The organism is Streptomyces sp. NPDC104761, assembly GCF_055583445.1.
In genome coordinates this window covers 263577-287816 of record NZ_JBVJNZ010000006.1, presented here as the reverse complement: position 1 = coordinate 287816, position 24240 = coordinate 263577, and the positions used below count along the sequence as shown (strand labels likewise).

The window sequence follows — 24240 nt, the reverse complement described above, 5'->3', positions numbered from 1 at the left end:
GCGGGGGCGCACAGTCTGCCCCAAGCGCCGCGAGAGGGCGAGGCGGCGGCCCGCCGCGGACCGGGCCGGTTGTCGGTGGGGTGCGGCAGGATGGGGCGAATGAGCGAGCAGAGCCTTCCCGAGGACACCCGAGAGGGGTACGCGGACGAGCTGCCCGAGTACGCCGAGCGGGTCCTGGAGGTCGCCGAGCGGATCCCGCCCGGGCGCGTGATGACGTACGGCGACGTCGCGGAGTGGCTGGAGGAGGGAGGGCCGCGTCAGGTCGGGCGGGTGATGTCCCTCTACGGCGGTGCCGTCCCCTGGTGGCGGGTGGTGCGCGCCGACGGGGTCCTGCTTCCGGGCCACGAGCTGGGAGCGCTGGACCACTACCGTGCCGAGGGGACCCCGCTGAAGGAGGCGACCAGGGCCGCGGAGGGTCATCTGCCGCGGCTCGACATGAAGCGGGCGCGGTGGGACGGCGGCGCGGACGCGGGGGCTCACACCTGACAGCTTCCGCCATCGGAGGCCCTTGGTGGCAACCCGTGGCCCGTACGAGGGACACCGGGGACGTCCGTGGCATGACGTACGTTCGTGAGATGTGCGGCGCGCGTGCCGCGAGTGGCTGCGGAGGCTGACGGGAAGAACCGGAAGCGCTGCTTCCGTCCGGTTCGTCGGCGTAGCGTCGGCTGCGCGTGTCCCGCTCACCCCGCGGCCACCTCCGCGCCCGCGCGACCGCGCACCGACCAGCACACCCACCAGGACCGGCGAACCACGTGAGCTCCTCTTCCTCCACCAGGCACCTGCCGCACCTCGAGGTGCGGCAGGGGAACCGTGGCGCTTACCGACTGGTCCGTACCCCGCCGGCCGACGTGGATCCCCCTCGTCTGGACGCCGCGCAGCGCGCCGTGGTTGACCACGCGTCCGGCCCGCTGCTCGTCCTCGCCGGTCCCGGCACCGGCAAGACCACCACCCTGGTGGAGTCCGTGGCCGCCCGGATCGCGCGGGGCGCGGATCCCGAGCGGATCCTGGTGCTGACCTTCAGCCGGAAGGCCGCCGTCGAACTGCGCGACCGCATGGCCCTGCGGGTGGGCGCGGCCCGTGCGCCCCGGGCGACCACCTTCCACTCGTACTGCTACGCCCTGGTCCGCGCCCACCAGGACAGCGGCCTGTTCGCGGAACCGCTGCGGCTGCTGTCCGGCCCCGAGCAGGACGTCGCCGTCCGCGAGCTGCTGGCCGGCCAGCCCGACCTGGAGCGGCTCGGGCTCGACCACGTGCGCTGGCCCGACGAACTGCGCGCCTGCCTCACCACCCGGGGCTTCGCCGACGAGGTCCGCGCGGTCCTCGCCCGCAGCCGCGAGCTGGGCCTTGACCCGGCCGCCCTGGACGCCTTCGCCCGCCGTATCGGCCGCCCCGACTGGCGGGCCGCGGCTGCCTTCCTCGCCGAGTACCTCGACGTCCTCGACCTCCAGGGCGTCCTCGACTACGCCGAACTCGTCCACCGCGCGGTGCTGCTCGCCCACCGCCCCGACGTCGCCCTGGACCTCGCGGGCCGCTACGACGCCGTGTACGTCGACGAGTACCAGGACACCGACCCGGCCCAGGTACGCCTGCTGCACGCCCTGGCCGGCGGCGGCCGCACCCTGGTCGCGTTCGGCGACCCGGACCAGTCGATCTACACGTTCCGCGGCGCCGACGTGAACGGCATCCTGGACTTCCCGTCCGCCTTCGCGCGCGTGGACGGCCGTCCCGCCCCGGTGCAGGTGCTGCGCACGTCCCGTCGGTCCGGGGCCGGCCTGCTGGCCGCGACCCGGCTGCTGACCCAGCGGATGCCGCTGACCCGGCTGCCCGCCGACAAGGTGCGCGCGCACCGCGAGCTGACCGCCGCGCGGGACGGCGGCCGCGTCGAGGTCTACACGTACCCGACGTCCGGCACCGAGCTGGACAACATCGCCGACATCCTGCGCCGCGCGCATCTGGAGGACGGCGTCCGCTGGAGCGACATGGCCGTCCTGGTGCGCGCCGGGGCCCACACCATCCCCACGGTCCGCCGCGCCCTCACCGCGGCAGGCGTGCCCCTGGACATCGACGGCGACGACGTGCCGCTGCGCCACGAACCGGCGCTGGCGCCCCTGCTGACGGCACTGCGGGCGGTGGCCGAGGCCGAAGCGGCGCCCGATGCGGAAGACGGCGGGTTCCGGCTCGGCACCGAGACCGCGCTCACCCTGCTCACCTCCCCCCTCGCCGGCATGGACGCGGCCGACCTGCGGCGCCTCGGCCGAGCCCTGCGCGACGAGGAGCGCGCCGCGGGCAACGCCTTCCCGCCCCCCTCGGACGAACTGCTCGCGCGGGCGCTCGCCGAGCCCGAACGCCTCGCCGTGCACGACCCCGGGTACGCCCGCGGGGCGCAGCGCCTAGGCGCGCTGCTCGGCAAGGCCCGGGAGCGCCTTGCGGGCGGCGGTACGGCCGAGGAGGCGCTGTGGGTGCTGTGGAACGGCACACCCTGGCCCTCCCGGCTGGAGCGCTCCGCCCGGCGCGGCGGCGCGGCCGGCCGTAACGCCGACCGTGACCTGGACGCCGTGTGCGCCCTGTTCGCCACGGCCGCCCGCGCGGAGGAGCGCAGCGGCGGCCGTGGCGCGCTGAACTTCCTCGCGGAGATCGAGGCCGAGGACATCGCCGCCGACACCCTCGCCGGCCGCGCGGTACGTCCCGACGCCGTACGCCTGATGACCGCGCACCGCGCCAAGGGCCTGGAGTGGCGCCTGGTCGTGGTGGCCGGCGTCCAGGAGGGACTCTGGCCCGACCTGCGCCGCCGCGGCTCACTCCTGGAGGCGGACCGCATCGGCCGCGACGGGCTCGCCGAACCGCTCACCCCGGGCGCGCTGCTCGCCGAGGAGCGCCGCCTGTTCTACGTCGCCGCCACGCGCGCGCGTGAACGCCTCGTCGTCACCGCCGTGAAGGCCCCCGCGGACGACGGCGACCAGCCCTCCCGGTTCCTCACCGAACTGGGCGCCCAACCCCAGGACGTCACCGGGCGCCCCCGCCGCCCGCTCGCCGTGGCCGCCCTGGTCGCCGAGTTGCGCGCCACCACCGTCGACCCGCGCGTGTCCGACGCCCTGCGGGAGGCCGCGGCCCGCCGCCTGGCCCGGCTGGCAGCGCTCGCCGACGAGGACGGCCGCCCCTTGGTGCCGTCCGCCCACCCCTACCGCTGGTGGGGCATGTTCGAGCCGACCGAGAGCAAGGTGCCGCTGCGCGACCGCGACCAGCCCGTGGTGCTCTCCGGCAGCGCCCTCGACCAGCTCGCCAACACCTGCAGCCTGCAGTGGTTCCTGGGCCGCGAGGTGAAGGCCGACGCGCCCGCCACCACTGCGCAGGGCTTCGGGAACGTCGTGCACGTCCTCGCCGACGAGGTCGCCTCCGGACGCACCCCCGCCGACCTTGCCGTCCTCATGGAACGGCTGGACTCGGTGTGGAACGCGCTCGCCTTCGACGCGCCCTGGAAGTCGGCGCAGGAGAAGGACAACGCGCGCGTGGCGCTCGAACGCTTTCTGAAGTGGCACGTCCTGGACCGCACCGCACGCACCCCGGTCGCCAGCGAGCAGGACTTCGACGTCACCCTCGAAGCGGGCGACTACGAGGTGCGCATCCGCGGCCAGATGGACCGGGTGGAGGCGGACGGCGAGGGACGCGCGTACGTCGTCGACTTCAAGACCGGCAAACAGGCGCCCAGCGCGGCAGAGGTGGCCCGGCACCCACAGCTCGCCGTCTACCAGCTGGCGGTCCGCGAGGGCGCCGTCGACGAGGCCTTCGACGGGGTACGGCCGGAGCCCGGCGGCGCCGAACTGGTCCACCTCCGGCAGGGTGCCGCCCAGCGCGACGGCGGCGAGACCCTGCCCAAGGTGCAGGCGCAGGAGCCGCTGGAGGGGGAGTGGGTCGGCGAACTGCTGGCCTCCGCCGCCGGCAAGGTCCTCGACGAACGGTTCGCTCCGACCACCGGCCAGCACTGCACCCACTGCGCCTTCCGCGCCTCGTGCAGCGCGCGGCCGGAGGGGCGGCACGTGGTGGAGTGAGCGGTGTGCCGCGGAGTGCGCTGCGGCGTGGAGTGAACGCCGTGCTGCGGAGTGCGCTGCGGCGTGGAGTGAACGCCGTGCCGCGGAGTGCGCTCCGGCGTGGAGTGAGCGCCCCGTGCCGTGGAGTGGGCGTCGTACCGTCGACTGCGCTGTTTTATCGATTGTCAGTGCCCGCCGCTAGCCTCTTTCCTCATGCCCGCCCGTATCACCGACCCCGAGCAGCTCAAGGAGCTCCTCGGCATCCCGTTCACCCCGGAGCAGACGGCCTGCATCACCGCGCCGCCCGCCCCTCAGGTGATCGTGGCCGGGGCCGGGTCGGGCAAGACGACGGTGATGGCGGCCCGCGTGGTCTGGCTGGTCGGCACCGGGCAGGTGGCCCCCGAGCAGGTCCTCGGCCTGACCTTCACCAACAAGGCGGCCGGTGAGCTCGCCGAACGCGTCCGCAAGGCGCTCGTCAGGGCCGGCGTCACCGACCCCGACGTCATCGACCCGGACAACCCGCCCGGCGAGCCCGTCATCTCCACCTACCACGCCTTCGCGGGCCGGCTGCTGACCGACCACGGCCTGCGCATCGGCCTGGAGCCGACCTCGCGGCTGCTCGCTGACGCCACCCGCTACCAGCTCGCCGCGCGCGTGCTGCGCGAGGCCCCCGGTCCCTACCCGGCCCTCACCCGCTCCTTCGCCGACCTGGTCAGCGACCTGCTCACCCTCGACTCCGAGCTCGCCGAACACCTGGTACGCCCCGAGGACCTGCGGGCCTGGGACGCCGGTCTGCTGAACACCCTGGCAGGCGTGAAGCTCGGCAACGCCGACCTGCGCAAGGTCCCCGAGGCGGCCGCCGCGCGCCGCGAGCTGGCCGAACTGGTCGTCCGCTACCGGGCCGCCAAGCGGGAGCGGGACCTGCTCGACTTCGGCGACCAGATCGCGCTGTCCGCGGCGCTGGCCGGCGTCGCCGAGGTGGGCAGGCTGCTGCGCGACGAGTTCCGGGTCGTGCTCCTCGACGAGTACCAGGACACCTCGGTCGCTCAACGCGTGCTCCTGTCGGGCCTGTTCGGCGCCGGCACCGGCCACCCCGTGACCGCGGTCGGCGACCCCTGCCAGGCCATCTACGGCTGGCGCGGCGCCTCCGTGGCCAACCTGGACGACTTCCCCGAGCACTTCGCGCACGCCGACGGCCGCCCCGCCACCCGTCAGGCGCTCAGCGAGAACCGCCGCAGCGGCGGCCGCCTCCTCGACCTCGCCAACGGCCTCGCCGAGCCGCTGCGCGCCCTGCACGCGGGCGTGCAGGCGTTGCGCCCCGCCCCGGGCGCCGAGCGGGACGGCAGGGTCCGCTGCGCACTGCTGCGCACCCACGCCGAGGAGATGGACTGGATCGCCGACTCGGTGGCCCACCTCGTCCGCACCGGCACGGCACCCGGCGAGATCGCGGTCCTGTGCCGTACGGCGACGGACTTCGCGGAGATCCAGGGCGCCCTCGTCGCCCGCGACGTCCCCGTCGAGGTCGTCGGCCTCTCCGGGCTCCTGCACCTGCCCGAGGTCGCCGACCTGGTCGCCGTCTGCGAGGTGCTCCAGGACCCCGGCGCCAACGCCTCCCTGGTCCGGCTGCTGACCGGCCCGCGCTGGCGCATCGGCCCCCGCGACCTCGCCCTCCTCGGCCGCCGCGCCCGGCTGCTGGTGTCCCACGCGCGCGTGGGCGACGCCGACGACCCGGACCGCAGGCTCGCCGAGGCCGTCGAGGGGGTCGACCCGGCCGAGGTGATATCCCTCGCGGACGCCCTGGACACGTTCCTGGAGCTGCCGTTCGACGGCGACCGGCCCGGCCAGGGGGACGACGGGCTGCCGTTCTCACCGGACGCGCGCGTGCGCTTCGCCCGCCTCGCCACCGAACTGCGCGAGCTGCGCCGCTCCCTGTCCGACCCGCTGATGGACGTCCTGCACCGCGTCCTCGCCGTCACCGGCCTGGAGGTGGAGCTCTCCGCGTCCCCGCACGCGCTGGCCGCCCGCCGCCGCGAGACCCTCTCCAACTTCCTCGACGTCGCCGCCTCCTTCGCCGCCGGCGACCAGGAGGCGACCCTGCTCGCCTTCCTCGGCTTCCTGCGCACCGCCGCCCAGTACGAGAAGGGCCTCGACAACGCCCTGCCCGGCGGTGAGAACACCGTCAAGGTGCTCACCGCGCACAAGTCCAAGGGCCTGGAGTGGGACGTCGTCGCCGTCCCCGGACTGGTCAAGGGCACCTTCCCGAGCAGCCAGGGCCGCGAGAAGTGGACCGCGCAGGCCAAGGTGCTCCCGCACGCCCTGCGCGGCGACAGCGCCACCCTGCCCGACGTCGAGACCTGGGACTCGCGGGGTATGAAGGCCTTCCACGAGGCCATGAAGGACCACCAGCACACCGAGGAACTCCGCCTCGGCTACGTCACCTTCACCCGCCCCCGCTCCCTGCTCCTCGGCTCCGGCCACTGGTGGGGACCCAGCCAGAAGAAACCCCGCGGCCCCTCCGACTTCCTCCGGTCCCTGTACGACCACTGCGCCGCCGGGCACGGCGAGATCGAGGCCTGGGCCGACGAACCGGAGGAGGACGAGGAGAACCCGGCCCTGCACACGGCGGACACCGACCAGGTCTGGCCGCTCCCGCTGGACACGGCCGCCCTGGCCCGCCGCCGCGCGGCCGCCGAGACCGTCCTCGCCCACCTGGAGGCCCTCACGGCCGGAACCGGCGCAGGCGCTCCCGCCGGCCACGACGCTCCCGCCGCCGAGGACCCGGACTGGCCCCCGCCGCCCGAGGACGAGGAACCGGACCCCTACGAGGACGACCTCCCGGCCCCGGATGCCGCCGACTGGGACTCCTGGAGCACCGACCGCCCCATGGTCCCGCACCAGGCCACACCCGCGGCCGGGCCCGCCGGGCGCACACCCCCGCGCACGCCGGAGCACGACAGCGCCCGGGAACGGGAACCCGAGCGCATTCTCCTCACCTCCGAAGACTCCCTCCTCACCCCCGAGGAGGCCCGCACCATCGCCTCCTGGGACCGCGACCTGGACGCGCTCACCGGAGAGCTGCTGCGCGCCCGCCGGACCGTCACCGACGTCCCCCTCCCCGCCACGCTCTCCGCGACCCAGCTGATGCGGCTGGCCGAGGACCCGGACGGGCTCGCACAGGAGCTCGCGCGCCCCATGCCACGCCCCCCGCAGCCGGCCGCACGCCGGGGCACCCGGTTCCACGCCTGGGTCGAGGCACGCTTCGAGGAGCTCACGCTGCCCATGCTGGAGCCCGACGAGCTGCCCGGCAGCGACGCCGAGATCGCCGACGAACGCGACCTCGAAGCCCTCAAGGAGGCCTTCGAACGCACCGAGTACGCGCACCGCACGCCGTACCGCGTCGAGGCCCCCTTCCAGCTCGCCCTCGCCGGCCGGGTCGTCCGGGGCCGTATCGACGCCGTCTACCGGACGGACCACGGCGACGGGGCGACGTACCGGACGACGTACGAGATCGTCGACTGGAAGACCAGCCGTGTCCGCCCCGCCGACCCGCTCCAGCTGGCGATCTACCGGATCGGCTGGGCCGAGCAGCAGGGCGTGCCGCCCGAGTCGGTCACGGCCGCGTTCGTACACGTGCGCACCGGCGAGGTCGAACGACCGGACGGCCTGCCGGACCGGGCCGCCCTGGAAAGACTGATCGTCGGACAAGCTGCCGGAGAAGGGGCCGGGCGAGCTGCCGCACAAGCTGAGTGTGACGAACCGCCCGCCGAGGATGTCTGTCCGGGCCGATAGGCTCGTGACCATGAGCCAGACCCCGGACAGCGCTGTCCGTACGTACATCGAGCAGCACCGCGCCGCCTTCCTCGCCGACCTCTCCGAATGGCTGCGCATCCCCTCCGTGTCGGCCCGGCCCGACCACGCCCCCGATGTACGCCGCAGCGCCGACTGGCTCGCCGCCAGACTGACGGAGACCGGCTTCCCGACCGCCGAGGTCTGGGAGACACCGGGCGCCCCGGCCGTCTTCGCCGAGTGGCTCGCGGGTGACCCGGACGCGCCCACGGTCCTGGTCTACGGCCATCACGACGTCCAGCCCGCCGCCCGTGCGGACGGCTGGGACAGCGACCCCTTCGAACCGGTCGTCCGGGACGGCCGGCTGTACGCGCGCGGAGCGGCCGACGACAAGGGCCAGGTGTTCTTCCACACACTCGGCGTCCGCGCCCACCTCGCCGCCACCGGCCGCACCGCACCCGCCGTCAACCTCAAGCTGCTGATCGAGGGCGAGGAGGAGTCCGGCTCGCCGCACTTCCGGGCCCTGGTCGAGCAGCACGCCGGGCGGCTCGCCGCCGACGCCGTGATCGTCTCCGACACCGGCATGTGGTCCGAGGACACCCCCACCGTCTGCACGGGCATGCGCGGGCTCGCCGAGTGCCAGATCGTCCTGCACGGCCCCGACCAGGACATCCACTCCGGCGCCTTCGGCGGTGCCGTCCCCAACCCCGCCACCGTCGCGGCCCGCCTGGTCGCCGCCCTGCACGACGAGCACGCGCGCGTGGCGATCCCCGGCTTCTACGACGGCATCGTCGAGCTCAGCGACCGCGAGCGGCAACTCTGGGCCGAGCTGCCGTTCGACGAGGAGAGCTGGCTGCGCGAAGCGCATTCGTACGCCACCGAGGGCGAGGCCGGGCACACCACCCTGGAGCGGGTCTGGGCCCGCCCCACCGCCGAGGTCAACGGCATCGGCGGCGGATACCAGGGTCCCGGCAGCAAGACGATCATCCCGTCCTCGGCCCTGCTGAAGCTGTCGTTCCGGCTGGTCGCCGGGCAGGAACCCGAGTACATCGAGAAGATCGTCCGGGCCTGGGCCACCGAGCGGATCCCCGCCGGGATCCGCGCCGAGATCACCTTCCTGCCGGCCACGCGCCCGTGCCTCACCCCGCTCGACCACCCCGGCCTCCAGTCGCTCGCCCGCGCCATGGGCCGGGCCTTCGAGCAGCCCATCCGGTTCACCCGATCGGGTGGCTCGGGACCCGCCGCGGACCTCCAGGACGTCCTCGCCGCACCCGTCCTCTTCCTGGGCATCTCCGTCCCCTCCGACGGCTGGCACGCCCCGAACGAGAAGGTCGAGCTGGACCTCCTCCTCAAGGGCGTCGAGACCAGCGCCTACCTGTGGGGCGACCTCGCCGAGAACTGGCGCCATGCCCCCTGAGCCCCTCACGCCGTCCGGAGCGGCACCGCGGGCGGGGCACACTGGAAGGGCCGCCCCACCGGCCCCGCCCCCGCCCCACCCGTTCTCCTCCCGCCCTTCGTCCCGCTGAACCGCCCGCTGAAACATCCGTTGCACTGGGGGAGTTGGAAGCACCCGTGACCACCTGGACCGACCACACCGCCGACCGACCCATCTCGCTCACCGCCCCGAGCGGCATCGACCGCGCCGCCCACCACCGGCTCGACGAAGCCTGGCTCGCCGCGGCGTGGAGCCACCCCGACACCCGCTGTTTCGTGGTCTCCGGCGGCCAGGTCCTCATCGACGAGACGCCCGACGGCCGCACCGAACTCGTCATGACGCCCTCCTTCGAGGCCCCCCTCACCGAGGCGCACCGCTACTTCCTGGGCACCGACGAGGACGGCGTCAGCTACTTCGCCCTCCAGAAGGACGCCCTGCCCGGCCGCATCGACCAGTCCGCACGCCCGGCCGGCCTGCGCGAGGCCGGACTGCTGCTGTCCCCCCGGGACACCGGCCTGATGGTGCACGCGGTCGGCCTGGAGAACTGGCAGCGCACCCACCGCTTCTGCTCCCGCTGCGGCGAGCGCACGGTCATCGCGGCCGCCGGCCACATCCGCCGCTGCCCCGCCTGCGGCGCCGAGCACTACCCGCGCACCGACCCCGCCGTGATCATGGCCGTCACCGACGAGGACGACCGCATCCTGCTCGGCCGCCAGGTCCACTGGCCCGAGGGACGCTTCTCCACGCTCGCCGGCTTCGTGGAGCCCGGCGAGTCCATCGAGCAGGCGGTCCGCCGCGAGGTCTTCGAGGAGGCCGGCATCACCGTCGGCCCCGTCGAGTACGTCGCAAGCCAGCCCTGGCCCTTCCCCTCCAGCCTGATGCTCGGCTTCATGGCCCGCGCGACCTCGACCGACATCGACGTCGACGGCGACGAGATCCACGAGGCCCGCTGGTTCTCCCGCGACGAACTGGGCGCCGCCTTCGACTCCGGCGACGTCCTGCCGCCGTACGGCATCTCCATCGCGGCCCGCCTGATCGAGATGTGGTACGGCAAGCCGCTGCCGACGAGGAGCTTCGTCTGAGGCGGCCGTCATGACCGCAGAGGAGTACTGGAACCACAACGTCCACTACCACCCCGTGGTCCTGGACGCGGTCCCGGACGGCTGCCGCGCCGCCCTGGACGTCGGCTGCGGCGACGGCCTGCTCGCCGCCAGGCTCGCGACCAGGGCGGAGTCGGTGACCGGCGTGGACCGGTCGGCGGAGATGATCCGGCTGGCGCAGAAGCGGGACGCCGGGAACGTCACCTTCGTCGAGGGCGACTACCTCGACGGAGCCGCCCTCGACGAGGAGGGCTACGACTTCGTCAGCGCGGTCGCCGTCATCCACCACGCCCCCTTCGACGACGCGATCGACCGGCTGGTGGGGCTGCTCGCGCCAGGCGGCCGGCTGGTCATCGTCGGCATGGCGTACAACCACACCCCCCTGGACTGGGTGATCAGCGGCTGCGGAGTCCCCGCGAGCCGGTTGAACGCGCGTCTGCGGGGTGGCAAGCGGGCCCCGCAGGGGATGCCCGTCGAGGACTCCCCCATGCACTGGGGAGAGGTCCGGCGGTCCACCGCGCACCGGCTCCCCGGCCGCCGGTACCGGCGCCGCCTGCTGTGGCGCTACACGCTGGTGTGGGACAAACCGGCCTGAACATGCGAAGGCGGCCCCTGGCATGAGTCAGGGACCGCCGTGTGCCGGGAAAGCTACGCGCCGACCTTCTGCTTCACCTGGGCCAGCGACGGGTTCGTCAACGTCGAGCCGTCGGCGAAGAGCACCGTGGGGACAGTCTGGTTTCCGCCATTCGCCTTCTCGACGAACGCGGCCGACTCCGGGTCCTGCTCGATGTTGATCTCGGTGTACGCGATGCCCTCGCGGTCCAGCTGGCTCTTCAGCCGGCGGCAGTAGCCGCACCACGTGGTGCTGTACATCGTCACAGTGCCCTGCATCTCGCTCGCACTCCTTCGGCAGGTCGGGGAAGGTCGTCCAGGAGAGGAACGTACGAGGCCCGTCCGCCATTCCCGCGGGACGGGCCCGGGCATTCCCGCCGCACGGGCCTCGGGTGACGCCTGCCGCATTAGTACGACCGCATGGGGTTGCCTGTGGACAACCGGCACAGCCGTCTCCGGCGACCTGGCAGCATGGCCGTGTGACAGCAGCAACGCACTCCTCCCTCTTCCCGCCGGTACCGGACTCTGCCGACGCGGTGCTCGAAGGGCTCGACCCCGAGCAGCGCGCGGTGGCGACCGCCCTGCACGGTCCGGTGTGCGTGCTGGCCGGAGCCGGTACCGGCAAGACCCGGGCGATCACCCACCGGATCGCCTACGGGGTGCGGGCCGGCATCCTCCAGCCGTCCAGCGTGCTCGCCGTCACCTTCACCAACCGCGCCGCCGGGGAGATGCGGGGCCGGCTGCGCCAGCTCGGTGCCCAGGGGGTGCAGGCCCGTACCTTCCACTCGGCCGCGCTGCGCCAGCTCCAGTTCTTCTGGCCGAAAGCGATCGGTGGCTCCCTGCCCCGGCTCGTCGACCGCAAGATCCAGCTCGTCGCCGACGCGGCCGCCGCCTGCCGTATCCGCCTCGACCGGGGCGAGCTGCGGGACGTCACCGCCGAGATCGAGTGGTCCAAGGTCACCCAGACCGTCCCCGCCGACTACCCCCTTGCGGCTGTGAAGACCGGCCGGGAGGCTCCCCGCGACCCCGCAGAGATCGCCCAGATCTACTCGGTCTACGAGGACCTCAAGCGCGACCGCACGGTCATCGACTTCGAGGACGTCCTGCTGCTGACCGTCGGCATCCTGCAGGACCGGCACGACATCGCCGACCAGGTACGGGCCCAGTACCAGCACTTCGTCGTCGACGAGTACCAGGACGTCAGCCCGCTCCAGCAGCGGCTGCTGGAACTGTGGCTCGGCGACCGCGACAGCCTGTGCGTCGTGGGCGACGCCAGCCAGACCATCTACTCGTTCACGGGAGCAACCCCGGACCACCTGCTCGACTTCCGCACCCGCCATCCCGGGGCCACTGTCGTCAAGCTGGTCCGCGACTACCGCTCCACACCGCAGGTCGTCCATCTTGCCAACGGCCTGCTGGCCCAGGCCCGCGGCCGGGCCGCCGACCACCGCCTGGAGCTGATCTCCCAGCGACCCGCCGGACCCGAGCCCGTCTACACCGAGTACACCGACGAGCCCGCCGAGGCCGAGGGCGCCGCCCGCCGCATCCGCGAACTCGTCGACGCCGGGGTCCCGGCCGCGGAGATCGCCATCCTCTTCCGGACCAACTCCCAGTCCGAGACCTACGAGCAGGCCCTCGCCGACGCCGGGGTGCCCTACCAGCTGCGCGGCGCCGAGCGGTTCTTCGACCGGCCCGAGGTGCGCAAGGCGGGCGTGGCCCTGCGCGCCGCGGCCCGCTTCGGGGGCAATGACGCGCTGCTGGACGACACCGTTGACCTGCCCTCCCAGGTGCGCGCCGTCCTGTCCGGAGAAGGCTGGACCACCGAGCCCCCGGCCGGCTCCGGCGCGGTCCGGGAGCGCTGGGAGTCGCTGGCGGCTCTGGTCAACCTCGCCCACGACGTCGCCGCGGCCCGGCCCGCGGCCACCCTCGCCGACTTCGTCGCCGAACTCGACGAGCGGGCGAACGCCCAGCACGCCCCGACCGTCCAGGGCGTCACCCTCGCCTCCCTGCACTCGGCGAAGGGCCTGGAGTGGGACGCGGTCTTCCTGGTCGGTGTCGCCGAGGGCATGATGCCGATCACCTACGCGAAGACCGACGAACAGATCGAGGAGGAACGCCGTCTCCTCTACGTCGGCGTGACCCGCGCCAGGGAACGGCTCCACGTCTCCTGGTCGCTCTCCCGCACCCCCGGCGGCAGACCCGGCCGCAGGCCCAGCCACTTCCTGGACGGGCTGCGCCCCGGCTCCACCGGCACCGTCGGCCGCGGTGGCGGTGCGGGCGGCGGAGGCGTCGAACGGGGCTTCACCGGCGGCCCCGCGGCCGCGCCCCGGCGCACCCAGCGCAGCCCCGCCCGCTGCCGGGTCTGCGGACGCACGCTGACCGACGCCGGCGAGATGAAGCTGATGCGCTGCGACGGCTGCCCGTCCGACATGGACGAGGGCCTCTACGAGCGGCTGCGTGAATGGCGTGCCGACCAGGCCCGGCTCAGCGGCCAGCCCGCCTTCTGCGTCTTCACCGACAGGACGCTCATGGCCATCGCCGAGAGCGCTCCGGACGACGACCGCGAGCTGGCCCGCATCCCCGGTGTCGGCATGCGCAAGCTCAACCGCTACGGCGCCGATGTCCTGGCCATCTGCGCAGGCCAGGAGCCCGGGGGAGAAGAAGCGGGGGACTGATGCGAACTCGTCGAAAAAATAGTTTGCGCATGCCCCAGCAATCCCCATAGGTTCTAAGCACGGAAGCGGCGGCCTTCTCGAAGGCCCCGTTCCGTGTTGTACTTGCATATCCGAGCGGATCGGCTCAACACCGGTCCCCTAGACGCCGAGAGGAGGCGAGTCCAGTGATCAGCATCGAGACCAACATCAGCGCGGCCAAAATGACCGATCTCTCGGCCGTCTCCGTGTGCATGCTCGGCGTCTCCAACCTGGGCACCGGTCTGTCCGGCATTCCTGCCGTGCGTCCGGCGTCCTCCGTTTCTCTCGCGGGTCTTCCCGTCCGTGAGCGCAATGAGCGACCGACGAAGGCACTGGAAGCAGTAGCGGCACAGGCGCAGGCCTATGCCTTTACGGCAGCCGGTGCCGGAAGCCGGAAGCAGACGACGCAGCACCACCTGATGTGGGCCTTCCGTGGGCCAGAACCCTGGAGTGATCCAGCCTGATCGATCAGGCCGGCGCCTTCAGGGCCGCGGAACCCCATCCGGGATCCGCGGCCCTTCTGTTTTCCCCGAACGGGGAGAGCGGAGCGAAGGGGCCTCGGGGCAAGAGCAGAACCCGGTACCAGCCGCCAACCGGTCCCACCCGACCGGAACGACCAGACGAGGAAGAACACCCGTGCAACTCGAAGCGCACGCCCCGTCCGTACCGCCTTCCGAAACGATCCCCCCGCCCGGCCTCACGGAGGACTCCACCTTGATCCCGCTCACCGCGCTCACCGCGCTCGACGACGCCATCGAGAACCTCGGCGTACCCGTCCCCTGCCGCTCCTACGACCCGGAGGTCTTCTTCGCCGAGTCGCCGGCGGACGTCGAGTACGCCAAGTCCCTCTGCCGCACCTGCCCGCTGATCGAGGCCTGCCTCGCCGGGGCCAAGGAGCGGCGTGAGCCCTGGGGCGTCTGGGGTGGCGAGCTGTTCGTCCAGGGCGTCGTCGTCGCCCGGAAGCGGCCGCGTGGCCGCCCGCGCAAGAACCCGGTCACGGCATGAACATCCACGGAACGATCGACCGCCCCCTCACGCACGATCCCAAGAAGCAGGCCCCGATGAAGCCGTCCACCAGCGAGCCCGCAGGCTCCGCGATCCCAGACTTCACCACCGCCGGTACCGACACCGGCTCGCGTCAGAACAGGACCCGAGAGATGCAACTCATCCCAGAAGCCCTGGCTCGTGCGCATATGCACGAGCGACTGCACCAGGCCGAGCAGGAACGCCGGGCCGTGCGCCTGGCGACCGCTCGCCGGATGCAGCGCCGGGCCGAGCGCGCCTCGATGCGCGCCCGCCGTGCGCTCGCCATGGCCTTGATGCAGTAACCCAGTACACCTGAAGCGGTGGCCTCCCGATCCCGGGAGGCGAAAACTCCCCGCGGGGGCCGGTCCGGCCGAACGGACCGGTCCCCGCGGTGCGTTGTGCCCGCTGATCCACCCGCGGCGGAGTTATCGTCACCAGGTGACGAGTCTTCCCGGAGGCAGTGATCACGGCGGCTCCGCCACGGAGTCCCACCCGCTCGCGTGCGCCCGCTGCGGCACCCCGGCCGACGGCCCCCCGCCCGTCACCTGGACCTGCTCCGTGGAGAACGGCGTCCGCCAGTTCTTCTGCGAGGCCTGCGCCAGGGACAACCTCCGGGCGATCGAGGGCCGGCTCGACTCGTCCTGGTGGTGAACACCGCCCCCTACTGCGCCTCCACGGCCGCCCCGGCCTCCGCCGCTTCGCCGGCTTCCCCGCCCGCTACGACCTCCGTGACCCCGCCGACTTCGCCGAGCTCCTCGCGTTCTTCGCGCTCATCGAGTTCTTCGATTTCTTCGAACTCCTCGGCCACGAACCCGGGCAGCCAGGACTCCAGTTCCTCCCGCAGCCGCACCGTCGCGCCCAGCTGGCACAGCACGCCGATGGTGCTCAGGGTCACCCGGTGTATCAGGAGGTAGGCCGGCGGCAGGTTGAGCTGCTTGCCCAGCTGATGGGCGGGGTTGCGGGGGTCGGCGATGCGGGCCGCCTGGCTGCGCATCCAGTTGCGGGTGAAGGTGAACTCGTCGACCTGGGCCGGTTCGATGATCGGCAGCAGGTAGTCCAGGACGGCGTCGGGGTTCAGCTCTATGGACTCCTTGACGAACCCCTCCGCGCACAGCAGCTCGTAGACCGCCTCGGCGTCACCGTCCAGCGTCATCCGCAGCGAGTCGCCGATCGGGCTGGGCAGTCCGCCGGAGAGCCGGTCGACGGTGCCGAAGTCCAGTACGCCGAGCCGCCACTCCTCCTCGTCCTCCGGCCCACCGGGCAGCAGGCGGAAATTGCCGGGGTGCGGGTCGGCGTGCAGCAGGCCGGTGCGGGCCGGGCCCGAGAACAGGAAGCGGGCAAGGAGCTGACCGGCCCGGTCGCGCTGCTCCTGGGTACCCTCCGAGATGATCTCGGAGAGCGGTATTCCGTCGATCCACTCCGTTACCAGCACCTGGTCGCACTGGTGCACCACATGCGGCACCACCACGTCGGGGTCGCCCTCGAACTCCTCCGCGTGCGCCGCCTGGGCCTTCGCCTCCAGCGAGTAGTCCAGTTCCTCGGAGACCCGGTCACGCAGCTCCGCGATCAGCGGTTTGATGTCCATACCCGGGATCAGCGGACCCAACAGGCGAGCGAAGCGGCTCAGTTGTCCCAGGTCGGAGAGCAGGGCCTCGCCGGCACCCGGGTACTGCACCTTGACCGCCACCGTCCGGCCGTCCCGCCACACGGCCCGGTGCACCTGCCCGATCGAGGCCGCCGCCGAAGGCTTGTCCTCGAACTCGAGGAACAGCTCCCGCCAGTCCTCCCCGAGGCGTTCGGTGAGCACCGCGTGCACGGTGCGGGTCGGCATCGGCGGGGCGGCGTCCTGGAGTTTGGTGAGGGCCGCCCGGTAGGGACCGGCGACCTCCTCCGGGAGGGCCGACTCGAAGACCGACAGCGCCTGACCGAACTTCATCGCCCCTCCCTTCAACTCGCCCAGGACCTTGAACAGCTGCTCCGCCGTGCGCTGCTGGAGCTCCCGGCCGACGATCTCCGCGGACTCGCCCACGATGCGCTTGCCCAGACCCCAGGTCGCCCGGCCTGCGAAGCCGAGCGGGAGCGCGGCGAGCTTGGCGGTCCGGGTGACCGCCTTCCGGGGAAGATCAGACATGCGCCCTCCAAGTCCCAGTCGGCCGCGCCGCGTCCGCGTGTTCTCGTCGCTCCGCCGACGGCCGTTGCCCCACCATTGTCGCGTGTGAATCCCCGTTGGTTGAGGAGTGTTCCCCCTCAGCTTTCTCCGCAGCTCCGCACGGGCATGCGGGATGTGGCCAGACCGGTCGCGCGTGCCAGTGCAAAAGCGGCACGGACGCCTCCCAGCGTGCCCCCTCGGCGGCCGGCGACTCCCCGTCGAGGAAGGCCAGGGCGTGCGCGGCGGCCAGCCCCGCCACGGCTCCCGCCAGCGTCTGATCGCAGGCGCCCACCCGGCGGGCCTGCCCGGACCGCCACTGGGCGACCAGGCGCGGCCAGGCCGGGTCCCGGTCCGTGCGGTGCTCGTGCAGACAGCGGGCGCAGCCCGTCCCACCGGGCAGGACGAGGGGGCCGACCACGCCGGTGCCCTCCACCACACCCGTGTAGAGGTGCGGGGTACCCGCGGCCATGAGCGGCTCGGCGGCGCGCGCGTCCGGGGCGTGCACCAGGACGTCGTCGCGCGGGGCGATGATCACCAGTGCCAGGCCGGGCTCCGCCGCGGCCGGGTCCGGGCGGCGGGGCGGGCGGTCCGGGGCCGCCCGGCGGACGACTCTGCCCGCGGCCTCGGTGCGGCGCTCGCCGACAGCCTCCGCCGGCAGCCCGCCAGGCGCCACGTCCCACGGCTGGACCCGGCCCACGTCCCGTACGTCGACCTCGCCGACGCCCGCACCCGAGAGCAGCGCGGCCAGCGTGACACCGACCCGGCCCGCGCCCTGCACCTGCACCCGCAGTGCCCGGCGGGCCGCCAGCCGGCCGATCGCGCCGCCCGGCTCCGGAGTGATCAGGGAGAGCGAGGCGAGATCAGGGCGCAGCCGCTCCAGCACCTCCTTCTTCCCCCGCAACGCCTGCGCCGCGGGCCCGCCGCCCTGTGCGTCGTCGACGAGCCCGGCCCGGGACAGCCGTTCCACCAGCGCGTCGACATGGCCGTCCGGCAGGTCCATGCGCCGTCCCTCCTCCCGCAGCAGCCCAAGCCCGCGGGCGCCGTCGAGCAGGTCGAGGAAGCTCCCGGTCGCGGTGTCCATCGGCCCCAGGGTCATCGCGTGCGCGGGAGTCATCCCGAACTGCACGGTGTTGAGGTCGCGCCAGCCGCGCCGCAGCGCGGGCTTCACCAACGGATGCATGTCAGGCCCCCGTAGCCGTCGAAAGGTCACAGAACGTCCCCGTGCGCCGGTGGAGCCGGTCCTGCTCCGCCGACGAGTGCCAGCATGCCCGGACCGCCGGGTGGGCGCCGAAAGTTGTCCACAGGCGGTGGGTATTCGTCGTACAAATCAGACGCATGGTGGGGGATCGGCACCGAACCGTTCCGGACCCGGGACTTCCCCTGTGTGCAGCGGGTAACGTCGGGGCGTGCCCGCCGACCCACTGCACCGCGCCGGAAAGCCACAGCGCAGCACGACGAGCCAGCCGCCCAGCGGCTTGGGGGCGAGCGCGATCGAGGTTCGCAGGAGTGCCCGGCGCCGCCGGACCGTTTCCGCGTACCGCGAGGGCGATCGCACCGTCGTGCTGATCCCCGCCCGGATGTCCGAGGCGGAGGAGAAACGCTGGGTGACCGTCATGCTCAACAAACTCGCCGCCCAGGAGAGCAAGCGAGTGCTGGGCGACACCGAACTGGCCGAGCGCGCCGACTGGCTGTCGGCCCAGTACTTCGGCGGCCGGGCCCGCCCCGCCTCCGTGCGGTGGGTCACCAACCAGAACACCCGCTGGGGTTCGTGCACCCCCGCCGAGGGCAGCATCCGGCTCTCGCACCGGCTCCAGGGCATGCCCGAGTACGTCGTCGACTACGTCCTCTGTCATGAACTGGCGCACCTGCTGGTGCCGGGGCACGGGCCCCGGTTCTGGCGGCTGCTGGAGGCGTATCCGCGGACCGAGCGCGCCCGCGGCTACCTCGAAGGGGTGGTCGCGGCGGGCCGGCTGCCCCACGTGCCCGGCGCGCGCGATGAGTGACACACCCGGGGAGCGCTCCCTCCGGGGCCGTTGAGTGCGGTTGTGTACCGGGTCTGTACCGACTTCATCCGATGTCCGAGTTAGCCGTTAGCCTGGCGCGACGCACTCACATTCGGGATGGGGGACGGTCGTAACGCATGGCCAGGGAATTCCAACGCGGCCACAAGGCCAGGATCAGTGACCTCACGGCCGGTACCGATCTGTACGTAGGTGTGCAGATCTCCGGTCCCGGGCTGACCTTCGACATCAGCTGCTTCGGCCTCGACGCCGACGAACGACTGTCGGACGACCGCTACTTCGTCTTCTTCAACCAGCCGAAGTCGCCCGAGGAGTCCATCCAGCTGCTCGGTGCGCAGGCGGGCGACACGGAGTCCTTCCGGGTCACGCTGGACCGGATCCCGCCGCAGATCCAGAAGCTGGCGTTCACGGCGACCATCGACGGCGCCGGGCAGATGTCGCAGGTCGCGCCCGGATACCTCCGGATCGTCGCGGGCGGCGAGGAGGTGGCCCGGTACTCCTTCGACGGCTCGGAGTTCTCCACCGAGCGCGCCGTGATGCTCGGCGACTTCTACCTGAAGGACGTGTGGCGCTTCGCCGCCGTCGGTCAGGGCTTCGACGGCGGTCTGGAGGCGCTGCTGAAGAACTTCGGCGGCGAGGTGCTGGAGGAGGCGCCCGCCGCGCCGGCACCGCAGCAGCCGCAGACCGGGTCCGCGCCCGGCTTCGCGCCGCCCGCGTTCGGCGTTCCGTCCGCGCCCGCGCCGGCTCCCGCGCCGACCCCGCCGCCCGCACCCGCCCCCCAGGGTTTCACCCCGCCGCCTGCGCCCGGTCCGGTGCCGGCCGCGAACGTGCACCATGCGCCCACTGTCATCGCGCCGTTGACCCCGCAGGCGCCCGGCATGGTGCCGCCCCCGTCCCCGGCGCCCGCGCCCTACGGCCAGCCGCCCGCCCCGCCCGGTTACGGCCAGCCCCCGGCGCCCCCGCAGACCCCGGGCCCGCCGCCCGGATACCCGCAGCCGCCCCAGGCCCCGACCCCGCCTCCGGGCTACGGGCAGCAGCCGCCGTTCGGGCAGGTTCCCGGGCAGCAGAGCTACGCGGTCCCGCAGGGCGCTCCCCAGGGCGGTGCCGGTGTCGGTGCCGCGCTCCAGAAGTTCAAGGAGACGCCCACCGGGCAGCGCTGGACCCTGCAGAACAGCAAGCTCGTCCGCGTCGACCTCGGGATGGGCGGGCAGCCGGTGCTGGCCCGGCAGGGCAGCATGGTGCTCTACCAGGGAAAGGTCGACTTCAGCTACAAGGGCGCCGGGTTCGCCGGCCGGATCGTGGGCAACGCCACCGGCCAGGAGATGCAGCTGATGCGCTGCACCGGCCACGGTCAGGTCTTTCTCGCCGAGAACTCCGCCCACCTGCACCCCATCGAGCTCCAGGGCGACGCGATCTGCGTCTCCGCCGAGAGCGTCCTCGCCTTCGACGAGAGCCTCCAGTACGAGGTCCGCCGGATCGAGGGGCACGGCATCCCCGGCGGCGCGCTGTTCACGATGCAGTTCCAGGGCACCGGCACCATCGTCGTCAAGACGCACGGCACGCCCGTCGTGCTGCCCGTGACGCCGACGACGTTCGCGGACTGCAACGCCGTGGTCGCCTGGTCGGCGGCGTCCCAGGTGATCGTCTCCAGCCAGGTGCGGATGCGGCGCAACGCCTACCCGGGCGACACCGGCGAGAGCGTCAACCTGCAGTTCCGGGGTGCGCCCGGCAACTTCATCGTCGTCCAGCCGTACGAGGTCTGAGGGAGCCCGTCATGAACCAGCCGCTCGCGGGCTACGCCCCCGCACCCGTCACCGCCCGCATGGAGAACCACGGCGACCACATGCTGAAGGTCGCCATGCAGACCGGCAGCGACCTTCTCGCGCGCGTGGGGTCGATGGTCGCCTACGAGGGCTTCGTCCAGTACGAGCCCAACCCGCCGGCCGTGCGCCAGATCGCCCGGGACTGGGTGACCGGCGAGGGCGCGCCATTGATGAAGTGCTCAGGCGACGGTCTGCTCTACCTCGCCGACTACGGCGCGAACGTCGTCGTCATCAACCTGAACGGCGACGGCATCTCCGTCAACGCCACCAACCTGCTCGCCTTCGACGCGCATCTGACGTGGGGCGTGGAGCGGGTCAAGGGGCTCGCGAAGTTCGCCGGCCAGGGCCTGTGGAACACCAGGATCTCCGGGCAGGGCTGGGTCGCGCTGACCTCCCGCGGCAAGCCGATCGTCGTCGACTGCGGCGGCGGCGAGGACGAGACGTACGTCGACCCGGACGCGCTGGTCGCCTGGTCCCCGAACCTCAAGGTGAAGGGCAAGCGCAGCTTCAAGGCGCAGTCACTGATCGGCCGGGGCAGCGGCGAGGCCTACCAGATGGCCTTCTCCGGTCAGGGCATCGTCGTCGTCCAGCCCAGCGAGGACAGCACCGACCGCCTCCGGTTCCGGGGCTGAGGGGGAGTCAGGAAACCATGCAGAGCCCGCTTTTCGCCTTCAACGACTCCCAGGCCCCGGATCGCTACAGCCTGCAGAACAAGCAGATGCTGCGGGTCGTGCTGGAGGGCCACGACGACATCCTCGCCCGCAAGGGCACCATGGTCGCCTACCAGGGGCTCGTCGAGTTCGACGCCGAGTACCAGGGTCACGGCCAGGCACGCGCGCGTGCGTACACCGGCGAGGGCCTGGACCTGATGCGCTGCCACGGGCAGGGCACGGTCTACTTCGCCAACCTGGCCCAGCACATCCACGTCCTGGACGTCGAGCAGGACGGCCTGACCGTGGACAGCGGCTACGTCCTCGCCATGGACTCCTCGCTGCACTACGAGGTCGTCGCCGTCGACAGCCTCTACGGGATCTCCGGGTCCGGGAAGTACCAGCTCAACATCACCGGACGCGGCCAGGTCGCCCTGATGACCTCGGGAGCGCCGCTGCTGATGCAGGTCACGCCCGACAAGTACGTGAACTGCGACGCCGACGCGATCGTCGCCTGGTCCACCGGGCTGCGCGTCCAGATGCAGGCCCAAACGCATTCTTCGGGCGTGTGGCGGCGCCGTGGCAGCACCGGGGAGGGCTGGGAGCTGAGCTTCATGGGAAGTGGCTTCGCGTTGGTCCAGCCGAGTGAACTCCTGCCGCCGCAGCACGCCCAGATCGGTCAGGGCATCGCCGCCCAGTTCGGTATGGGCCAGCAGGGAGCGCGCGGGGCGAACCAGGGCAACGTCTGGAGCTGAGAGCCCGTGTGTAAGGGGCGCTCGCCAGTGCGGGCGCCCCTTACACAGGTGCCGACATGCGCCGACAGCTTCCGAAGCTCCAGGTCAGAGCCGCGCGCGAGTTCCTTCCAGCAGCCGTACGACCGAGTCGTCGGCGACCTCCGGCACCTCGTCGTAGGCGAACCAGCGCAGGTCGAGGGACTCGTCGCTGATCGCGTGGGCTGCGCCCCGCGGGGCGAGGGCCGCGTACTGGACGTCGAAGTGCCAGTGGCACGGCGCCGGGATCGCATGCCGGTCCAGACGCACCGGGCCGCCCGGCAGCAGCGTCAGGCCGGGGATGCCGGACTCCTCGGTCGCCTCCCGCAGCGCCGCGGCCGCCAGCGAGGCGTCGCCCGGCTCGCAGTGGCCGCCCATCTGCAGCCACATCCGCAGCTTCCTGTGCAGGGTCAGCAGCACCCGCCCGTGCTCGGGGTCGACGACCAGCGCGCTCGCCGTGACATGACCGGCATGACAGGCCTTCCACATGCCGTCCGGGTGTGCCGCGAGGTGGTCGAGGTAGGTCTGGCGCAGCCCGTCCTGGTCCTCGTACCCCTTGAGGACGAGGACCGCGTCGTCGTACAGGCTCACTCGGTGTCGTCGCCCTTGTCCTGCTCGCCCCTGTCCTGCTCGCTCTCGCCCTGGGCGTCCTTCTTGCGCAGGTCGGGCTTCTGCGCGGCCTCGCCGAGCATCTTGTCCAGCTCGGAGAAGTCCAGCTGCTCGCGGTGCACGAAGCCGTCCGGGTCGTCCAGGTCGGACGCCGTCGGCAGCATGTCCGGGTGCGCCCACAGGGCGTCCCGGCCGTCGACACCGCGCGCGTCGGTGAGCGAGGCCCACAGGCGGGAGGCGTCGCGCAGCCGGCGCGGGCGCAGCTCCAGGCCGATCAGGGTGGCGAAGGTCTGCTCCGCGGGTCCACCCGTGGCACGGCGGCGGCGCAGGGTCTCGCGCAGCGCGTCGGCGGACGACAGACGCGGCTTCGCGGCCGCGTGGACCACCGCGTCGACCCAGCCCTCCACGAGCGCCAGAGCCGTCTCCAGACGGGCCAGGGCGGCCTTCTGCTCGGGGGTGTCCTCCGGCTGGAACATGCCCTGCTGGAGCGCGTCCTGCAGCTGCTCGGGGTTCTGCGGGTCGAACTGCCCGACCACGTCCTCCAGCTTGGCGGTGTCGACCTTGATGCCGCGGGCGTACCCGTCGACCGCGCCGAACAGGTGCGAGCGCAGCCACGGCACGTGCGCGAAGAGGCGCTGATGGGCCGCCTCGCGCAGCGCGAGGTACAGCCGCACCTCCTCCTTGGGCACGCCGAGGTCCTTGCCGAACGCCTCGATGTTCACCGGGAGCAGCGCGGCCTTGCCGGCCGGGGTCAGCGGCAGCCCGATGTCGGTCGAACCGACGACCTCGCCCGCGAGCACGCCCACGGCCTGCCCGATCTGGGTGCCGAACATGGCGCCGCCCATCGAGCGCATCATCCCGATCAGCGGGCCGGCCATGGCCTGCATCTCCTCCGGCAGGACGTCGCCCATGGCGGCGCCGACCCGCTCGGCGACCGGGTCGACCAGCTCCTGCCAGGCGGGCAGCGTCGCCTCGACCCACTCCGCGCGCGACCACGCCACGGCCGAACCGGAACCCGACGGCAGCGACGTCGCGTCGTCCAGCCACAGGTCGGCGAGCCGGACGGCCTCCTGGACCGCGGTGTGCTCGGCGGAACCCACGCTGGCGTCCTTCACGCCGTCCGAGGTGCCCTGGGAGACCGTCTGGCGGGCGATCTGCTTGGCCATGTCCCAGTTCACCGGGCCGCCCTCGTACGAGAGCATCTGGCCCAGCTGCTGGAAGGCCGCGCCCAGGTCGGTGGGGTTCAGCGAACCGAACATGGCAGCGAACGGATTGTCGGCGCCGGGGCCGCCGAAGCCGCCGGCTCCGGGGGTGCCGAAACCGAACGGATTGGCCGGTCCCTGCCCACCACCGCTCTGCTGGTCCTTCTTCTTGCCCTCGTCGCCGTCTTCCGGCTCCTCCGGCGGAAGGCCGAAACCGAATGGGGTGTCACTCACGGGAATCCTCGGCTGGTAAGGCCACCGGTTCTCTCCGGCGGCGCGGCTGCCCGACAACACCACCCAGCGTAGACACCCCGACCCGATCGGGCCTCGGTGCTTCGC

At 72.7% G+C, this 24240-nt stretch carries 20 protein-coding genes; 15 read left to right on the top strand and 5 right to left on the bottom strand.

The features are described 5' to 3' along the window. The first annotated feature begins 99 nt into the window (after positions 1 to 99). The 6 genes from ACZ63F_RS18985 to ACZ63F_RS18960 all read left to right on the top strand — a co-directional run bounded on the left by ACZ63F_RS18985 (position 100) and on the right by ACZ63F_RS18960 (position 10941). Positions 100 to 486, top strand: coding sequence for an MGMT family protein (locus ACZ63F_RS18985; protein ID WP_469712322.1), 387 nt, complete (start codon positions 100 to 102; stop codon positions 484 to 486). Between the two features lie 266 nt (positions 487 to 752). Continuing rightward, complete coding sequence (locus ACZ63F_RS18980; protein ID WP_469712320.1) at positions 753 to 4046, top strand: ATP-dependent helicase; 3294 nt, start codon at positions 753 to 755, stop codon at positions 4044 to 4046. Between the two features lie 192 nt (positions 4047 to 4238). After that, positions 4239 to 7814 carry a UvrD-helicase domain-containing protein gene (locus tag ACZ63F_RS18975; RefSeq protein ID WP_469712318.1) on the top strand — a complete coding sequence of 1192 codons (3576 nt, stop codon included), beginning with the start codon at positions 4239 to 4241 and terminating at the stop codon, positions 7812 to 7814. A 10-nt stretch (positions 7815 to 7824) separates the two neighbouring features. Next, complete coding sequence (locus ACZ63F_RS18970) at positions 7825 to 9228, top strand: dipeptidase (protein WP_469712317.1); 1404 nt, start codon at positions 7825 to 7827, stop codon at positions 9226 to 9228. Between the two features lie 155 nt (positions 9229 to 9383). Then, positions 9384 to 10328, top strand: a complete 945-nt coding sequence (gene nudC / locus ACZ63F_RS18965) for an NAD(+) diphosphatase (protein WP_469712315.1) — start codon at positions 9384 to 9386, stop codon at positions 10326 to 10328. A gap of 10 nt (positions 10329 to 10338) precedes the next feature. Next, positions 10339 to 10941: a class I SAM-dependent methyltransferase gene (locus ACZ63F_RS18960; RefSeq protein WP_469712314.1), complete on the top strand. Its 603-nt coding sequence runs from the start codon at positions 10339 to 10341 to the stop codon at positions 10939 to 10941. A gap of 53 nt (positions 10942 to 10994) precedes the next feature. Here ACZ63F_RS18960 and ACZ63F_RS18955 read toward each other — a convergent pair whose 3' ends face one another. After that, a complete protein-coding gene (locus ACZ63F_RS18955) occupies positions 10995 to 11237 on the bottom strand; it encodes a mycoredoxin (protein WP_089098894.1) in 243 nt (80 codons plus the stop codon). 200 nt (positions 11238 to 11437) lie between these two features. Between ACZ63F_RS18955 and ACZ63F_RS18950 the strand changes: the two genes are divergently transcribed. The 5 genes from ACZ63F_RS18950 (at position 11438) to ACZ63F_RS18930 (ending at position 15328) form a co-directional block, all read left to right on the top strand. Further along, entirely contained in the window at positions 11438 to 13633 is a 2196-nt protein-coding gene (locus tag ACZ63F_RS18950) for an ATP-dependent DNA helicase UvrD2 (RefSeq protein ID WP_469712313.1), read from the top strand. 164 nt (positions 13634 to 13797) lie between these two features. Further along, positions 13798 to 14115, top strand: a complete 318-nt coding sequence (locus ACZ63F_RS18945) for a hypothetical protein (RefSeq protein ID WP_351957937.1) — start codon at positions 13798 to 13800, stop codon at positions 14113 to 14115. Between the two features lie 172 nt (positions 14116 to 14287). Further along, complete coding sequence (locus ACZ63F_RS18940; protein WP_010984500.1) at positions 14288 to 14656, top strand: WhiB family transcriptional regulator; 369 nt, start codon at positions 14288 to 14290, stop codon at positions 14654 to 14656. Beyond that, entirely contained in the window at positions 14653 to 14979 is a 327-nt protein-coding gene (locus ACZ63F_RS18935) for a hypothetical protein (RefSeq protein ID WP_469712310.1), read from the top strand. The genes ACZ63F_RS18940 and ACZ63F_RS18935 overlap by 4 nt, the downstream gene beginning before the upstream one ends. A gap of 136 nt (positions 14980 to 15115) precedes the next feature. After that, positions 15116 to 15328: a hypothetical protein gene (locus tag ACZ63F_RS18930; protein ID WP_469712308.1), complete on the top strand. Its 213-nt coding sequence runs from the start codon at positions 15116 to 15118 to the stop codon at positions 15326 to 15328. A gap of 10 nt (positions 15329 to 15338) precedes the next feature. On the opposite strand, the gene ACZ63F_RS18925 is transcribed toward ACZ63F_RS18930, so the two are convergent. Beyond that, positions 15339 to 16808, bottom strand: coding sequence for an ABC1 kinase family protein (locus tag ACZ63F_RS18925; RefSeq protein ID WP_469712306.1), 1470 nt, complete (start codon positions 16806 to 16808; stop codon positions 15339 to 15341). Then, positions 16801 to 18006, bottom strand: coding sequence for a TOMM precursor leader peptide-binding protein (locus ACZ63F_RS18920; protein ID WP_469712305.1), 1206 nt, complete (start codon positions 18004 to 18006; stop codon positions 16801 to 16803). Before ACZ63F_RS18920 ends, ACZ63F_RS18925 begins: the two co-directional genes overlap by 8 nt. 226 nt (positions 18007 to 18232) lie before the next feature. Between ACZ63F_RS18920 and ACZ63F_RS18915 the strand changes: the two genes are divergently transcribed. The 4 genes from ACZ63F_RS18915 (at position 18233) to ACZ63F_RS18900 (ending at position 22075) form a co-directional block, all read left to right on the top strand. Continuing rightward, entirely contained in the window at positions 18233 to 18829 is a 597-nt protein-coding gene (locus tag ACZ63F_RS18915) for a M48 metallopeptidase family protein (RefSeq protein WP_469712303.1), read from the top strand. Positions 18830 to 18966: 137 nt separating this feature from the next. After that, a complete protein-coding gene (locus ACZ63F_RS18910; protein ID WP_469712301.1) occupies positions 18967 to 20610 on the top strand; it encodes a TerD family protein in 1644 nt (547 codons plus the stop codon). 11 nt (positions 20611 to 20621) lie between these two features. Further along, the gene (locus ACZ63F_RS18905; protein ID WP_469712300.1) at positions 20622 to 21302 is read left to right on the top strand and encodes an AIM24 family protein; all 681 of its coding nucleotides are present in this window, start codon (positions 20622 to 20624) and stop codon (positions 21300 to 21302) included. Between the two features lie 17 nt (positions 21303 to 21319). Next, on the top strand, positions 21320 to 22075 hold the full coding sequence (locus ACZ63F_RS18900; RefSeq protein ID WP_457699018.1) for an AIM24 family protein: 756 nt from the start codon (positions 21320 to 21322) through the stop codon (positions 22073 to 22075). 84 nt (positions 22076 to 22159) lie between these two features. Here the strand turns inward: ACZ63F_RS18900 and ACZ63F_RS18895 are convergent, their stop codons facing one another. After that, positions 22160 to 22681 carry an NUDIX hydrolase gene (locus tag ACZ63F_RS18895; RefSeq protein ID WP_469712298.1) on the bottom strand — a complete coding sequence of 174 codons (522 nt, stop codon included), beginning with the start codon at positions 22679 to 22681 and terminating at the stop codon, positions 22160 to 22162. Then, positions 22678 to 24135 (bottom strand): zinc-dependent metalloprotease, encoded by a 1458-nt coding sequence (locus ACZ63F_RS18890; protein WP_469712297.1) that lies wholly within the window; start codon positions 24133 to 24135, stop codon positions 22678 to 22680. The genes ACZ63F_RS18895 and ACZ63F_RS18890 overlap by 4 nt, the downstream gene beginning before the upstream one ends. Between the last annotated feature and the right edge of the window lie 105 nt (positions 24136 to 24240).